The sequence below is a fragment of the Crassaminicella thermophila genome (assembly GCF_008152325.1).
Taxonomy (GTDB): domain Bacteria; phylum Bacillota; class Clostridia; order Peptostreptococcales; family Thermotaleaceae; genus Crassaminicella_A; species Crassaminicella_A thermophila.
This window is the reverse complement of the sequence record NZ_CP042243.1, coordinates 631,055-647,881: the sequence shown is the minus strand read 5'-3', so window position 1 is coordinate 647,881 and position 16,827 is coordinate 631,055. Positions and strand designations below refer to the sequence as shown.

At 30.8% G+C, this 16,827-nt stretch carries 14 protein-coding genes; 6 read left to right on the top strand and 8 right to left on the bottom strand.

Annotation, left to right across the window (positions count from 1 at the left end; translation table 11 throughout):
- The first annotated feature begins 5 nt into the window (after positions 1–5).
- The 3 genes from FQB35_RS02985 (at position 6) to FQB35_RS02975 (ending at position 4,447) form a co-directional block, all read left to right on the top strand.
- A complete protein-coding gene (locus FQB35_RS02985) occupies positions 6–1,934 on the top strand; it encodes an aconitate hydratase (RefSeq protein WP_148808542.1) in 1,929 nt (642 codons plus the stop codon).
- Positions 1,935–1,949: 15 nt separating this feature from the next.
- The gene (locus FQB35_RS02980) at positions 1,950–2,963 is read left to right on the top strand and encodes an isocitrate/isopropylmalate dehydrogenase family protein (RefSeq protein WP_148808540.1); all 1,014 of its coding nucleotides are present in this window, start codon (positions 1,950–1,952) and stop codon (positions 2,961–2,963) included.
- A 104-nt stretch (positions 2,964–3,067) separates the two neighbouring features.
- Positions 3,068–4,447, top strand: a complete 1,380-nt coding sequence (locus FQB35_RS02975) for a citrate/2-methylcitrate synthase (RefSeq protein ID WP_148810741.1) — start codon at positions 3,068–3,070, stop codon at positions 4,445–4,447.
- Between the two features lie 33 nt (positions 4,448–4,480).
- Here FQB35_RS02975 and FQB35_RS02970 read toward each other — a convergent pair whose 3' ends face one another.
- The gene (locus FQB35_RS02970; RefSeq protein ID WP_148808538.1) at positions 4,481–5,866 is read right to left on the bottom strand and encodes a tryptophanase; all 1,386 of its coding nucleotides are present in this window, start codon (positions 5,864–5,866) and stop codon (positions 4,481–4,483) included.
- A gap of 27 nt (positions 5,867–5,893) precedes the next feature.
- Positions 5,894–6,277, bottom strand: a complete 384-nt coding sequence (locus tag FQB35_RS02965) for a RidA family protein (protein ID WP_148808536.1) — start codon at positions 6,275–6,277, stop codon at positions 5,894–5,896.
- 301 nt (positions 6,278–6,578) lie between these two features.
- On the opposite strand from FQB35_RS02965, the gene FQB35_RS02960 reads away from it, so the two are divergent.
- Positions 6,579–7,274, top strand: coding sequence for a helix-turn-helix transcriptional regulator (locus FQB35_RS02960; RefSeq protein ID WP_148808534.1), 696 nt, complete (start codon positions 6,579–6,581; stop codon positions 7,272–7,274).
- A gap of 155 nt (positions 7,275–7,429) precedes the next feature.
- Here FQB35_RS02960 and FQB35_RS02955 read toward each other — a convergent pair whose 3' ends face one another.
- Positions 7,430–7,675 (bottom strand): hypothetical protein, encoded by a 246-nt coding sequence (locus FQB35_RS02955; protein WP_148808533.1) that lies wholly within the window; start codon positions 7,673–7,675, stop codon positions 7,430–7,432.
- A 202-nt stretch (positions 7,676–7,877) separates the two neighbouring features.
- Between FQB35_RS02955 and FQB35_RS02950 the strand changes: the two genes are divergently transcribed.
- Positions 7,878–8,669: a YARHG domain-containing protein gene (locus FQB35_RS02950; RefSeq protein ID WP_148808531.1), complete on the top strand. Its 792-nt coding sequence runs from the start codon at positions 7,878–7,880 to the stop codon at positions 8,667–8,669.
- Positions 8,670–8,872: 203 nt separating this feature from the next.
- Here FQB35_RS02950 and FQB35_RS02945 read toward each other — a convergent pair whose 3' ends face one another.
- The 4 genes from FQB35_RS02945 to FQB35_RS02930 all read right to left on the bottom strand — a co-directional run bounded on the left by FQB35_RS02945 (position 8,873) and on the right by FQB35_RS02930 (position 13,747).
- Positions 8,873–10,162: a 2-hydroxycarboxylate transporter family protein gene (locus tag FQB35_RS02945; RefSeq protein ID WP_148808529.1), complete on the bottom strand. Its 1,290-nt coding sequence runs from the start codon at positions 10,160–10,162 to the stop codon at positions 8,873–8,875.
- Positions 10,163–10,178: 16 nt separating this feature from the next.
- Positions 10,179–11,351, bottom strand: a complete 1,173-nt coding sequence (locus FQB35_RS02940) for an NAD(P)-dependent malic enzyme (protein ID WP_148810740.1) — start codon at positions 11,349–11,351, stop codon at positions 10,179–10,181.
- Positions 11,352–11,576: 225 nt separating this feature from the next.
- A complete protein-coding gene (locus tag FQB35_RS02935; RefSeq protein ID WP_148808527.1) occupies positions 11,577–12,275 on the bottom strand; it encodes a response regulator in 699 nt (232 codons plus the stop codon).
- Positions 12,272–13,747, bottom strand: a complete 1,476-nt coding sequence (locus FQB35_RS02930; protein WP_269902712.1) for an ATP-binding protein — start codon at positions 13,745–13,747, stop codon at positions 12,272–12,274. The genes FQB35_RS02935 and FQB35_RS02930 overlap by 4 nt, the downstream gene beginning before the upstream one ends.
- 333 nt (positions 13,748–14,080) lie before the next feature.
- On the opposite strand from FQB35_RS02930, the gene brnQ reads away from it, so the two are divergent.
- Positions 14,081–15,379, top strand: coding sequence for a branched-chain amino acid transport system II carrier protein (gene brnQ, locus FQB35_RS02925; RefSeq protein WP_148808523.1), 1,299 nt, complete (start codon positions 14,081–14,083; stop codon positions 15,377–15,379).
- Between the two features lie 40 nt (positions 15,380–15,419).
- On the opposite strand, the gene FQB35_RS02920 is transcribed toward brnQ, so the two are convergent.
- Positions 15,420–16,814 carry a sensor domain-containing diguanylate cyclase gene (locus FQB35_RS02920; RefSeq protein ID WP_148808521.1) on the bottom strand — a complete coding sequence of 465 codons (1,395 nt, stop codon included), beginning with the start codon at positions 16,812–16,814 and terminating at the stop codon, positions 15,420–15,422.
- Positions 16,815–16,827: the final 13 nt, after the last annotated feature.

The window sequence follows — 16,827 nt, the reverse complement described above, 5'->3', positions numbered from 1 at the left end:
TTCATATGGGAAAAAGTTTGACATATAAAATTTTAGAAAAAAATTTACTTTCAGGCACATTAAAGCCAGGAAACGAGATTTCTGTAAAAGTCAATCAAACACTCACGCAAGATTCAACTGGCACAATGGTATATCTTCAATTAGAAGCTATGGGCATTAAAGATATAAAAACAGATTTATCAGCAGCATATATTGATCACAATACCTTACAAGCTGGATTTGAAAATGCAGATGATCATGAATTTATAAAATCAGCTGCAGCAAAATACGGAATTATTTATTCAAAGCCTGGAAATGGAATATGCCACCAATTACATTTAGAAAGATTCGCAAAGCCTGGTGATATTCTTATTGGCTCTGATAGTCATACTCCTACATGTGGTGGTTTAGGAATGCTTAGTATAGGAGCTGGAGGTCTTGATGTAGCAGTTGGCATGGCAAAAGGATCTTATTATCTAAAAGCTCCAAAGGTACTAAATATCGAGCTTGTAGGAAAGTTAAATCCTTGGGTTTCTGCAAAGGATGTTATCTTATATATATTGAAAGAACTAACCGTTAAAGGCGGTGTAGGATATGTTGTGGAATATTCTGGTGAAGGCGTAAAAGCTTTATCTGTTACAGATCGAGCTACAATAACAAATATGGGAGCTGAGCTTGGTGCTACTACATCTATTTTCCCAAGTGATGAAATTACAAAAGATTTCCTAATAAGACAAGGTAGAGAAAAAGATTTTGTTCCTTTATCTAAAGATGATGATGCTATTTACGATAAAAAAATCATAATTAACCTAAGTGATATTGTTCCAATGACAGCTATGCCTCATAGTCCAGATAATGTTGTAAAAGTTTCACAACTAGACAAAATAAAAATAGACCAGATTGCTATTGGTAGCTGTACCAATTCTTCTTATACCGATTTAATGAAAGTAGCAAAAATACTAAAAGGAAAAAAAGTCCATGAAGATGTAAGCTTAGTAATCTCCCCTGGATCAAGTAATATATTGAAAATGATGGCAGACAACGGAGCTTTAGCTGATTTGATAGCTGCTGGTGCAAGAATTCTTGAAGCTACTTGTGGCCCATGTATTGGAATGGGGCAGGCACCAAAATCAAACGCTATATCCTTAAGAACCTTTAATAGAAATTTTAAAGGCAGATGTGGAACAAAAAATGCAGAAGTTTATTTAGTAAGCCCTGAAACAGCAGCAGTCTCAGCTATTACAGGATATTTAACAGATCCATCAACCTTTGGCAATATGCCAGTAGTTGAAATTCCTGAAAAATTTCATGTTCACGAAAACTATTTTATATATCCTCCTAAAGATCGAAGTAATTTAGAAGTAGTCATGGGCCCAAACATTAAGCCATTCCCTATAAACGAAGCACTAAATAAAAACATTTATGGAAAAGTATTATTAAAAACAGGTGACAATATTACAACAGATGACATTATGCCTTCAAATGCAAAGCTATTACCATACAGATCTAACATTCCAGAATTATCCAAGTATTGTTTCGGTACTCTTGTGGACGATTTTTGCAATAGAGCAAATGAGTATAAAGGTGGCTTTGTAATAGGTGGAGAAAATTACGGACAAGGTTCAAGCAGAGAACATGCTGCATTAGTTCCTCTTTATCTTGGAGTTAAAGCTGTTATTGCAAAATCTTTTGCACGAATTCATAAAGCTAATTTAATAAATGCTGGAATCCTTCCTTTGGTATTTAAAGATAAAGATGACTATGCATATTTTGATGAATTTGATGATATAAAGGTAAATGATGTAATAAATTCCCTTGAGAATGAATTGCTAATAGAATTAATCAATAAAACTAAAAATATTTCTGTTCAACTAATATTTGAAGGATCTAAAAGAGATATTGAAATATTAAAGAGTGGCGGATATCTAAATTTTGTAAAGAACCATGCTTACTAAAAAGGAGTGAATAGCATGTATAATATAACACTAATACCTGGTGATGGAATAGGTCCAGAAGTTGCTGATGCTGCTAAAAATGTAGTTGAAGCTACTGGCTTAGAAGTAAAGTGGGATATTGTTAATGCAGGATTAACTGTTTATGAAGAAACTGGAGTCCTTGTCCCTGATAAAGTTTTTAAAAGTATAGAAAAAAATAAGGTTGCCCTAAAAGGTCCTATTACTACACCTGTAGGAAGTGGCTTTAGAAGTATTAATGTCATGTTAAGAAAAAAATATAATTTATTTTCAAATGTTCGTCCTATAAGAACAATTCCTGGTATTAATACACCATTTAAAAATATAGATCTTGTAATTTTTAGAGAAAATACAGAAGGCTTATACAGTGGTATTGAAAAAAAATCTTCAGAAGACTCGGCTGAAGCCATAAAGCTTACTACAAAAGATGCGTCTATCCGCATTGTAAAAGAAGCATTTTCTTATGCAGAAAAAAATAACAAAACAAAGGTTACAATCGTTCATAAAGCAAATATTATGAAGCTTACAGATGGGTTATTCTTAGATTGTGCAAGAGAAATTTCTAAAAATTATCCAAATATTGATCTTGAAGAAGTGATTGTAGATAATATGTGTATGCAATTAGTAATGAATCCATCCCAATTCCAAGTAATTGTAACAACAAATCTCTATGGAGATATACTATCTGATCTTTGTGCAGGACTTGTTGGAGGGCTTGGCCTTGTTCCTGGAGCAAATATAGGAAATGATTTAGCAATATTTGAAGCTGTCCATGGAAGTGCACCAGATATTGCTGGTAAAAACCTTGCAAATCCTACTGCCATTATTCTATCAGCTGCTATGATGCTAAATCATTTAGGTGAAAAAGAAAAATCCAATTTTATTGTTGATGCCGTTTTAAAAACAATTGATGAAGGAAAATTTGTTACAAGAGATTTAGGAGGCTCTGCTAGCACAAATGATATGACCAATGCAATAATAGAGAAGCTCCTATCCTTATCTGTTGATTAATCTTGGGGGTGAATACGTTGCGTAAATGGTCAAATAGTAATATTCTTGGAAACTTAGCAATTTTAGCTGAAAAAAACAACATTACAAAGCCAGAATTCTATGAAATGATTAAAGAAGTAAATAAGTTTAATGAACATAAAGATAATGCTATACTTGAATTTTTAGCAGATTTGGCTTTAAAGAACAATTTAATAAATCCAGAATTCTATGAAATGTATAATGTTAAAAGAGGCTTAAGAAATAAAAACGGTACAGGAGTTTTAGTAGGGCTTACTGATATTGGTTCTGTAGAAGGTTATATATTAAAAGATAATAAGAAAATTCCAATGGATGGGCAGCTATTTTATAGAGGGATAAACATCAAAGACATTGTTACTGGCTTCCAAAATGAAAATCGCCCAGGATATGAAGAGGTTGCATATCTTCTCTTATTTGGTAAGCTACCAACTAAAAATGAATTAGCTGATTTTAACAATTTGCTTGATGAATCAAGACACTTACCACATAGTTTTACAGAAAATATGATTCTAAAAATTCCAAGCAAAAACATTATGAACAAACTTCAAAGAAGCATCCTAGTTCTTTACTCCCATGATGAAAATCCAGATGATATAAGTGTTAAAAATGTATTAAGACAAAGCATTGAACTTATTGCAAGATTTCCAACTATAATATCCTACGGTTATCAAGCAAAAACTCATAACTTTGATAATAAGAGCTTATTTATTCACTCACCTAAAGCTGGCATAGGAACTGCAGAAAATATATTATATATGACAAGAGCTAATAATCAGTATACAAAAACAGAAGCTGAAACACTTGATTTAGCATTAGTTCTTCACGCTGAGCATGGAGGAGGAAATAACTCTGCATTTGCAACCCATGTTGTTTCCTCCTCTGGTACAGATACCTACTCTGCTATTGCTGCTGCTGTTGGCTCATTAAAGGGACATAAGCATGGTGGTGCAAATATAATGGTTAGGGAAATGATTTTAGATATTAAAGAAAATGTATCTAACATAAATGATATAGGAAAGCTAAAAGACTATCTTTTAAAGATTTTGCGTAAAGAAGCTTTTAATAAAGAAGGACTAATCTATGGAATGGGTCATGCAGTTTACACAAAATCAGACCCAAGAGCTGTACTACTTAAAGATAAAGCATTTGAATTAGCAGTTGAAAAGGATGCTGTAGATGAATTTAACTTATATAAAAACATCGAAGAATTAACTATTGAACTATTTAAAGAAATAAAAGGAGAAAATGTAGTAATAAGTGCAAATGTAGACCTTTATTCAGGATTTGTTTATGAAATGCTAAATATTCCAAAAGAGCTATATACACCTTTATTTGCTACTGCTAGAGTTGCTGGCTGGTGTGCCCATAGAATAGAACAAATTGTAAGTGATCAAAAAATAATTCGCCCAGCTTATAAAAGTGTATCCCATAAAAATGAATACATTCCTTTATGCGAAAGAAAATAACTAGGAAATATTTCCTAGTTATTCTCTTTAATATTATTTATTTATTGGCTCAAGACTAGCTTGGAAATGTCTAAGAATTGGTGGCTCCCATGTAATTCTATAACCTCTTACTTCACTTGCTCTTTCCTTAATAGCTATAAGAGCCTCTGCCATGATATCTATATGCGCTTGAGTATAAACACGACGTGGAATAGCTAGACGTGTAAACTCAAACTTAGATTTTAATTGTTCTCCAGTATCAGGATCATTTCCTAGCATATAAGATCCAATGTCACATGCACGGATTCCAGCTTCTTTATAAAGCTCAATAGCAAGTGCTTGTCCAGGGAACTCATAATAAGGAATATGAGGGAACATAGCTTTAGCATCTACAAACAATCCATGTCCTCCTACTGGTGATTGGTATGCAATACCAGCTTCATCAAGACGAGACGCAAGATATTCTAGCTGACCAATACGATATCTTAAATAGCTTTCATCAAGACCCTCGTAAAGACCAATTGCTAAAGCTTCAAGATCACGTCCTGAAAGACCTCCATAAGTAGTAAAACCTTCAAATGAAATTGTACGTGCCTTACAAGCTTGGAATAACTCTTCATCTTCTTTAATACCAATTAAGCCACCCATATTTACAATTGTGTCCTTCTTCGCACTCATTGTAAACATATCTGCATAGCTAAACATCTCTTTAACAATATCTTTTATTGATTTATTTTCATAACCAGACTCACGTTGTTTCACAAAATAAGCGTTTTCTGCATAACGTGCAGCATCAATACAGAATTTAATACCATATTTTTTACATATTTCTGCTGTTTCTCTAACATTTTGTACAGATACAGGCTGCCCACCAGCAGAATTATTTGTCACTGTCATAATAACAAGTCCAATTTTTTCTGCACCATATTCATTAATTAATGATTCTAATTTTTCAACATCCATATTTCCTTTAAAAGGTGCTCTTTTTGCTGGATCTGCAGCTTCAGCAACTACACAGTCAATAGCTCTACCACCAGCTAATTCAACATGCGCTCTTGTTGTATCAAAGTGCATATTAGAAATAGAATATTTCCCCTCTTCTAGCAATAGTCCAAAAAGAACCTTCTCTGCTGCACGACCCTGATGAACTGGTTGGATATACTTATATCCAAAAATATCTTGTGCTGTTTCTATTAACTTAAAATAGCTTGATCCACCTGCATAAGCTTCATCCCCTCTTATAACACCAGCCCACTGCTCTTGACTCATTGCATTTGTTCCACTGTCTGTCAATAAGTCAATATAAACATCTTCACTTCTAAGATTAAAAACATTATATTTTGCCTCTGCAATCTTTTGTTCTCTTTCTTCTCTAGTAAGCATTTTTATAGTTTCTACCATCTTGATTCTAAACGGTTCTGGTATATATTTTATCGCCATATAAACCCTCCTCCTTTTTATTTTTTATTAACCTTCTAAGGCAATAGCCTCAACTTCTACTAATGCATCCTTAGGCAATCTTGCTACTTCTACTGCTGAACGTGCCGGATAATTTGAATCCCCAAACATTTCTTTATATACCTTATTCATTTGCGCAAAATTATTCATATCGCTAAGAAAAACAGTAGTTTTTAAAACTTTATCAAGACCTGATCCTGCAGATTCCAAAATTTGGCGTAAATTCTCAAGAGATTGTCTCGTCTGTTCCTCTATACCACCAGTTACAAATTCTCCTGTATTAGGATCTATTGGAAGCTGCCCAGAAACAAATATCAATCCTGAACCTGCCGTTCCTTGTGAATATGGTCCTATGGCAGATGGTGCATTTTTCGTATCAATTATTTTTTTCATATGCTTCGCCTCCTTTGACACAATATTATCACCATTATAAAAAGTAGTCAAGTGATTTTATTGAAATTTTGCAAAATTCACAAACGTTTTATGTTATTTTCTATATTATGGTAATAAAAAAGGTTTTTCTCATAATTTCTTTATGTTTTTACATATTCCCCCTTCTATTTCGACGAATTTTGATAAAATATTTTTTTATCGTGATAAAAATTTATTTTATTATACACGCTTCTTCTATTGCTTTTTTTTTATTATCATGCTAATCTACTATATAAGATATCGATAAAAGTAGGTGAATAAAATGAACCAAAATATATTAAAACAATATAGTATTTTAGTAGAATTTTTAGGTAAGGCTCTAGGTCCTGATTACGAGGTGGTTCTACATGATGTAAGCGACTATACCAATTCTATCGTAGCTATTGCCAATGGTCATGTCAGTGGTCGCACAATTGGTGCACCAATGACAAATCTTGGCTTAACTGTAATTTCGGATAAAAGCTATAAAGATATCGATTATAAAATTAATTACAACGGTATTTCTAAGGATCAAAGACTTTTAAGATCTTCAACACTTTTTATTAAAGATGAGAATGAAGAACTAGTAGGAATGTTATGCATTAACTTTGATGATAAAAGATATGTAGATCTTAGCAATCAAATATTAAAATTATGTCATCCTGATGAATTAATCGAAAAAAATAGCACCTATGAATCAATCAATTCTATTTTAGATGACGAGACTGAAAGTTTTCCTGACTCCATTGCAGAGGTAACAAATACTGTATTAAACAAAATATTATCAAAGAATAACATCCCAATCGAACGCTTAACACAAGATGAACGCTTAAAGGTTGTAGATATTTTAAATCAAAAAGGTATTTTCATGCTCAAAGGTGCCGTAAGCGAGGTTGCCAAACAACTTCGTTGTTCAGAACCTAGTATTTATAGATATCTAAATAAACTCAACAAAGATAAAGAAAACTCTCAAGAGTGAACTGCTCCCTCCACTTGCTCACGAAGCGGCAGAAAGAGAATCTACTGCCTTGTTAGAAGCAATTCAAAAAAATAATGAAAAGAATTTGATTTTTAAGCAAAAAGTTTTAAAGCTTTTAAAAGATATAGAAAATAAAAAAAACAATAGCTAACATATTAGCTATTAGTTTTTTTATCATCTATTGATTCTTCTATTTTATGTAAAACTCTTAAAACTTCTTTTTTGAATTTTTTATCATCTTCTTTATCGTCTGCAAGTTTGTTTAATAGATTTTCAATATTAGTAACAAATTTATCATTAACTATCTTTGTTATTTTTTTCTGCCTTTTCATTTGAATATAAGCAAATAGAAGAGCTACTAATAATCCTGCTAGTAATGAAAATCTTATAATTTCAGTCATAAATAAATCACTTCTCCTTTTTTCTGTTTAATACTATTATAATAATCAAAATATGGTAATTCAACTAATTTTTTACTAATATAGGTAATACAATTAAAACTTCTTACTTTCAGTACAAGTTCAAACTCCATGTCAAAGATATTAGAAAAAATTAAGATACTTTAATAAAACAACAAAATTTTGAAATATAAAAGGTGATATTATGAAACTAAAAATAAATGGACTTATTGTAGTATTCTTAATATGTATTATTTTCTCTAGTTGCTCACGTAATGAAAATACAAATACTTCTAGTAGTAAGATAGTAACAACTACAATCACAACAAGTGAAACAGCTATTGACAGCAAAAAGAAAGTAGAAGGTGATATAATACTTTTATTAAATAATTATGAATACAATCTTAATAAACCTTTTGAAGATAATTTACTCAAGAACTTAAATACAAATGAATTATCAATTTTAAGAAACTCAATCTTTGCAAAGTATGGATATATATTTTCTACACAAAAGTATAATGATTATTTTTCACAATTTTCTTGGTATCATCCAAATAGCACAGATATTCAAGGGAAGTTAAATAATATAGATAAGCAAAACATTAATAAAATCACTACTTTAGAGAAAAAGCTAACTCTTTTGCAATTCAAAAGCAGTAAACTAGGGTTTTCACTTACATTCCCTAAAAGTTGGGAAGGTAAGTATAGGGTTGAAGAATATGATATGGGAATCACTGTATACTTTAAACCTAAGGAACAAATGAAAGATATGTGTGGAGAGTTTTTTAGTATCATTAATACTGAATCAGCAGATTTAAATGAAAATTCATATGATACTATAGGTGATAAGCGATACTTTGAAGTTAACGATATTAAATACTTTATAGGTAGACCAACTGATTTTGCTTTTCCTGAAGATCATCCTGAAAGTAAAGTATTTTATAAAATGAATTTAGAGGTAGAGGAAGTTTTAAAAACACTTAAAAAACTAAGATGATGGATATCTATGGTTGTTTTTTAGATAGCTAATTTGACTATAAATATCTCCTGCTGTTTTCAGATTTCCATCATTAATCATTTTCTCAAAGTACTCATAAAAAATCTCCTTCCTGGTTTGAATTGTATTGTTAATTCTTTCCAGAAAGGAGAAATTATTTTTACTTAAACATAGATTTATTTACACTCCTAATTATTATTCTATTATAAGAATATAGATAATAAACTAGTAGCTAATATTAACATAAATGCTCCGCCAATACGGGAAGATATTTGTGCAAACGGCATAAGCTCCATTCTATTACATGCAGAAAGTACAGCTACGTCTCCTGTTCCACCCATATTTGCCATACAAAGTCCACCTGTTATAGATGCTTCTATTGGATAAAATCCTAGTAAGTTTCCTACAAAACCAGATCCTATCGTTGCACCTAATACAGTTGTAAATACTAATATTACATAAATAACTGATAAAGAATTTATTACTGCATTTAAATCTGTATATGCTACACCAATTCCAACAAGTAATGCAGGTGTAAAGTTTGTCATTACAAATCTAAACCACTGGAAGGCACCTTTTTCATATTTTTCTGGTATAATTCCCAATACCTTTACAACAGCAACACTTATAATCATTAATGCATAAGCATGGATTGGTATAAATTTAGCAAGTATTTTTCCCCATACAAAGAAGGTAGTAGATAATAATATTCCTATTCCCATCAATTTATAATCTAGTTTCATTGTTTTTTGTTCTTCTTCTTTTATTGCATTTTGTGATTTCATAAGCTTTCCGTTTCCAGTTAAAGAAACTTTTTTCTTCCCTACTCTATCTAATAATCCAGCTACAACAATTGCCATAGCATTACCTAATGCTAATGCCGGAACCATCTTAGACATCATTTGTGTAGGATCTGTGTTTAATGCCTGTCCAAATATTTGAGATAAAGGAACTGCTCCTGCTCCCATACCTCCTCCCATAATTGGAATAGCTACATAGAAAATAGCTTCTTTTGCACCATAACCCATTACCATACCTACAAGTCCAGTAAGTCCTAACGATACAATAACACCTCCAAGAATAACAGGTAAATATCTAACAGAAGCACTTATTAATAATTTCCTATTCATTCCTAAAATACTACCTGTTATTAGAGCTGCAATATAAAAGCTTAAAAATCCTTCACCCTTCATAAAGTTTTTCATAATCTCTTTTGAACTTTCAGGCAACACTCCATAAGTAACTAATGCTGCTGATCCAAATATAACAATAATTGCTCCTCCACCTAGAAAATCTTTTACAATTGGCAATCGATTTCCTAATTCATTTAGTATTGCACCTATAATCATCATAAGTGGAAATGCTCCAATCATTCCCTTTGGCAATACACCCATATAGGTTGCAAATAAAACTACAGCTGTTAATATTAAAAACATAGGCAAAGAGATTCCCATTAATTGAAATCCTTTATTCTCTAATTTGTTTGCTGTCATTTTTTCTCCTCCTTTGTTATATTCTTGATACACCTGTATCCTTTGCAGCTTTTGCTACTGCCTTTGCAACATTTTCAACGATTCTTTTATCAAAAGGCTTTGGTATAATATATGTTTCACTTAATTCTTTTTCATCTATTATTTCTGCTATAGCATAAGCTGCCGCAACCTTCATTTCTTCATTAATATCACACGCTCTTACTTCTAATGCACCTTTAAATATTCCTGGAAATGCCAAAACATTATTAATCTGATTTTCAAAATCCGATCTACCAGAACCAACAACTTTCGCTCCTGCTTCCTTAGCTAATTTAGGCATAATCTCCGGAATAGGGTTCGCCATAGCAAATACAATAGCATCTTTGTTCATAGAAGCTACCATTTCTTTGCTAACTACATTAGGAGCTGAAACTCCTATAAACACATCAGCATTTTTCATTGCATCTGCTAATGTTCCCCTTTCATTATTTGGATTTGTTATTTTAGCTAATGCTTCTCTTAATTCATCATTATCTTCTTTTCCTTCATAAATTATTCCAGTTCTACCACATACTAAAATTTCTTTTGCTTTCATATTAATCAACATCTTAACAATTGCAGATCCTGCTGCTCCTGGTCCATTGACAACGATCTTTATATCTTCAAATTTTTTATTTACTAATTTTAATGCGTTAATTAATCCTGCAACAACTACAATAGCTGTTCCATGTTGATCATCATGAAATACAGGTATATCCAATTCCTCTTTTAACCTCTTTTCTATTTCTATACATCTTGGTGCTGAAATATCTTCTAGATTAATTCCTCCAAAGGTTGGTGCCAACTTTTTTACAAGATCTACAATTTCATCTACATCCTTTGTATCTACACATATTGGAAATGCATCTATACCTGCAAACTCTTTAAAAAGAACTGCTTTTCCTTCCATTACAGGCATAGCTGCTTCTGGACCAATATCTCCAAGTCCTAATACCGCAGTTCCATCACTTACAACAGCAACCAAATTTCCTTTAGCAGTATACTTATATACCTCCTCCTTATTTTCTGCTATTTTTCTACATGGCTCTGCTACTCCTGGTGTATATGCTATACTCAATTCTTCTTTGTTGGTAACATTTACCTTTGATACAACACTGATCTTTCCTTTATATTTTTCATGCATTTCAAGAGCTTTTTTTGAATAATCCATTTTGTCTTCATTCCTTTCTAGTCTTTTCATAATTGGTTGTACAACCATATCTTTGTTATATTCGATTATAATTAAACTTTATTCTTTTTAAAATATTTAAAACTTATTCTAATAATTAAGTAAATAAAAAATATATTGTTAAACTTTTTTCAAAACTAAAAAAATCTTAAATATATGTAAAAAACTCTTATCGACAAAACTTTGTCAATAAGAGTTTTATTTATTTTATTTGTTATTTTTATCTATATAGCGATATAGATATGATGGTCTTCCTCTTGATCCGTATTCCATTTTCTTTTGAATTTTTCCTATAGCTTCTAAATAATCTAAATACCTTCTAATTGTAACCTTAGACATCTGTAAATTTTCTGATATAACTTCACTAGATAACAAAATTTCTTTATTTTCTTTTAAAAATCTTATAACCCTATCTAATGTAAACTTATGCAACCCTTTTTTAAGCTCTCTCTCTTCATTCTGGGCAAATCCTTCTATATCTCCAATAAACAATTTATCAATTTCTTCTTGACTGACAAAAGGTTTTTTTATTAATAAATTTTTTCTTATTTTATAGTTTATAAGCGACTTTTTAAGCCTTTCAAATTCAAAGGGTTTTACTAGATAATCTACTGCTCCTAATTTTAAAGCTTCATCAATTTTATCTGTATCATTAGCTGCTGTAACCAATATAAAATCTACCTCTTTATTTTGCTTTCGAACCCTTTTAAATAATTCCATACCATCCATCTTTGGCATATAAATATCTAGTATGATTAAATCAATTTTTTTATTTTTTAATGCTTTTATAGCTTCTTCTCCATTCCCCGCAACAGCTACAACAACAAAAGGATCTATTTTTTCTATAAACCTTCTATTTAATTCTGCAAGCATTGGATCATCTTCTACTACAAGTACATTAATCATTTATATACCTCCTTAGGTATCCTAACTAAAATACTGGTTCCTTCTTTAAATTTTGAATCTACAAAAACTTCACCCGCTAACTGCTTTATACTTTTTTCAACCAAGTATAACCCTATTCCGCCTTCTTCCTTTTTAGTAGTAAATCCCCTTTTGAATATTTTTTTTATATCTTCCTTCTTTATTCCTATGCCATTGTCTACAACCTCTATTTCAATAGTTTCTCCTACATCCTCTATTCTTAAAAAAATTTCTCCTTCTTTTCCTTTTTTTATAATCGCTTCCATTGCATTATCTAATAGGTTTCCAATAATAGTTACTAATGTTTCATTCTGAATATTTTTATAGTATTTTTCTAAATATGAATTTTCATCTATTTCCATATTTATTTTAAGCTCTTTTGCCCTACTTAACTTTCCTAGTATAATTGCTGAAATAGTTGGATTTTTTATTTTTTTCATCAAAAAAAATCTTATTTGTTCCTGTTCCCTTGCCACACTTTTAATATATTTTTTCACTTCATCAATTTCATTTAATTCAATAAGCCCTAGTATTAAGTGTAACTTATTCATAAATTCATGTGTATTTGCCCTTAATGCATGAATAATTTGTCTTACCCCTGTAATTTCCTCTGCCAAACGCTTTATTTTGGTTCGATCATTAAAGGAAGCCATGGCCCCTATAATTTCTTCTCCATCTTTTATAGGAACTCTATTGGTTAAAATAACTGTATCGTTGATGATTTGTTCCTCATTATATTCACTTTCTCCTGTTTTAAGGACTTCTAATAATCTGCTTGTTGGAAACACATCTAAAACATATTCCCCTACTACACATGGATTATTTATATTTAATATCTTTATTGCATAATCATTAACTAATGTTATTTTCCCTTTTGCATCAATAGCAATTATTCCTTCACTAATAGAATCTAACATGGCTTTATTTTCCCTATATAAATAAACAATTTCATTAGGCTCTAATCCTAATAGACTAGCCCTTATTTTTCTTGCAATCATTAATGCACCTATAACCCCTAACAAAATTCCAAACAAGGTAAATCCACACATAGTAATAAGTGCATGCATGCGAAATTTTTTTATATCTTCATATAATACACCCGCCATTACAAAACCTAGTTGTTTCCCTTCATAAAATATAGGTTCAAAAGCTCTAATAGAAACTCCTAATGTTCCCTCTGCTTGAGATATATAAGATACACCTTCTTTTATAACCCTTTCCTCATCTCCTCCTACAAAACGTTCTCCTATTCTATTGGAATTTGGATGAGCATATCTTATCCCTTTCATATCTGCTATAGTAATAATATCTACTCCATCAAGTTTCCTTAGTATTTTTTTGACCTGTGTTTGAACTTTTACTGCATCCTTTTCTTTTAAAGCTTTCTGTATATTTGGAGAACTTGCCAATATTTTTGATACATTCTTTATATTTGCTTCTACTTTGTTTTGAATATGATTTAATGACCAGTTTCCTATAAATATAATTATTATACTAACTGATATAAGAATTAATACAGTAATTAATATGGTTATCCTCGTTTGTAAGGTAAAATTTTTATTAATTTATCTCACCTCTTTTTTTTTATGAAAAATCATACAGTTATATATTTTAAAGTTTATTATAATTCTTTTTAAAAATCAAACATGGTCCTAATTGAAATCTTGACAATAGATAAAAATATGCATATAATACAATTTATGGGTAATCTTTCGCCCCTATGGATTTATATATTCATAGGAACGAAAGATTTTTTGTTTATAAAAATTTAACTTGGAGGGATATACATGAACAAAAAAAGTAAAGATGTTTTCGTACTAGGACTAGCACTATTTGCTATGTTCTTTGGAGCAGGAAATTTAATATTTCCACCATCTTTAGGGCTTATATCAGGTAAAAACTGGATAATGTGTGCCGTTGGTTTTTTCTTAACAGCCATAGGAATTCCTCTTTTAGGTATTATTGCATCCGCTAAAGCTGGAGGAACAATTGATGATGTGGGGAATAAAGTAGGTTCTGTTTTCAGTAAAATATTCGCAACTGTTATTATATTAGCAATAGGACCACTTTTGGCAATACCAAGAACAGGCGCTACTACATATGAAATGGGAATAAAACCTTTATTTTCTGGTTTCAGCCCTGTGCTTACTTCTATCCTATTTTTTGGACTTACACTTTATTTTGTAATAAAGCCATCTGAAATTGTAGACAAAGTAGGAAAAATATTAACTCCTCTACTTTTACTCACAATCTTTATTATTATTATAAAAGGTATTTCCTCACCTATAGGGGTAGCTACTACTTTAATGGATGAAAACCCTTTATCAAAAGGATTTAAAGAAGGATATCAAACAATGGATGCACTAGCATCTTTAGTATTTGCTAGTGTTATGTTAAATACCCTTGTATCTAAAGGATATAAAAATGTAGATGAACAAATAAGTTTAACAATAAAAGCTGGGGTCATTGCTACTATCGGTCTTGGCCTTGTTTATGGAGGACTAATCTATCTTGGATCTTCAGCAAATACGGTTTATCCTTTTGATATACCTAAATCCGATTTATTAATGGCAATTACAGATACATTACTAGGAAGCTTTGGAAAAATCACTTTAGCAATTGTAGTTTCTCTTGCATGTTTAACAACATCAATCGGTCTTACTGCAACAGTAGGAAACTTTTTTAATAAATTAAGCAATAATAAATTAAGTTATGAATTCATTGTCATTGCTACTTGTATATTTAGTGCAGTCTTTGCAAATGTAGGGGTTGAAATGATTGTCAAGATTGCTGTTCCTTTACTTGTTACAGTATATCCTGTTGCAATCGTACTAATCTTAATGAATATATTTGATGAATATATTCCTCAAACTTCCTATATTGGAGCTGTTTCAGGTGCACTATTTGTAAGTTTATACGAAGGATTATCCGTTATGAATATCCATATAAACTTTTTAGGAAATATTATCTCTAAAATCCCCCTTGCAAATGCTGGATTTGCTTGGGTAATCCCTTCTATTTTAGGCGGATTCATCACTACAATATTATTGAATAAGAAAAATCAAAATAAGGCTTATGCAAAATAATCAAAGCCCTCTATGTTTAAACATAGGGGGCTTTTAAGCATTATGAAACACTTTCCTCATAAAATTGGAAACTATTTTTTCCATTTCTCTTTGCTGCATACATGGCATCATCGGCTTTTTTTATCAATGTTTCTATATTCATACCATCTTTAGGATAGATACTGATCCCTATACTAGCACTAATCATCAATTGATTGTTTTGAAAAATAAAAACTTCCGATAAAACATGAATAATTCTTTGTGCTATACTAGCAGCTTGCTCCTTTGAAATATTTCCTAACAAAAGAATAAATTCATCTCCACCGATACGACAAACCATGTCCTTTTCACGTAGGATGCTTTTTAATCTTTTTGCTATATCTTTTAATAGCAGATCACCCATCTCATGCCCAAAAGTATCGTTTACAAATTTAAAACCATCTAAATCAATAAACAATATTGCTAATTGCTGTCTTTTTTTCTTTGCTTCATTTTTAGAAGCTAAAAAATATTCATTTAATAAAATGCGATTTGGTAGTGCTGTTAAAAAATCATAATAAGCCATGTATTCTATTTTTTCTTCCATTTTCTTACGCTGTGTAATATCGATCACTACGCCATCTAGTCGAATCAATTTATTACAATGATCTTTAATTGGAATTCCTCTGTTTTGTATCCATCTTATTTGTCCATCAGGTGTAAGAATCCGAAATTCCATTATATATGTCTTCCCCAAAAGTAATTGACGTACTTCTTTGTTGACCCTGCATAAATCATCTGGATGCACAATTTTTCTCCATTGATCCTTATCTTTAGAAAAATGTATTGCAGGTACACCACAAATTTTTTCAACACTAGAAGAAATCTTCATTTTTTGAGAATTTATATCAAAAGACCACGTAATTACGTCTACATAATCCAAGATATTCTTAAGCTGCTGCTCACTTTCCTCTGCCTTTAACCACAAGCTTTTAGTAAATTTAGTAGTAAAAAGCAAAAATATTGTTAAAAAAAGATCAAATATAATATAAAAAACAATATCATCTAGATCTGAACCTAGAAAAATCTCATTACGATATGTATAAAAAAAATATACAGACATAACCATAGAATAAAATCCTGATAATATAATAATATATTGATCATGATAAAGAGAAGTAAATACCAATGCAACCCATATAAACATAAAATTTACTAAACAAGGCCAAGAAGAAATGAGTGAAAATATAAAAATGAAAAGAAAAGTAGTTATGCAATACATCGTAATGATGGGACATTTCTTTTTCCAAACAAAATATATGGAAATAAAAATAAAAATAATTCCTGTACTCGTATAATGTTCTAAAGCCTCTTTATACATAATTATATTAAATATATTGTCCAATAGATAAAAGACAATTAAAATTTTTACCATCAATTGATTACGTTGATGCAACAATTCATTTCTCTCATTCATATATTTTCCTACT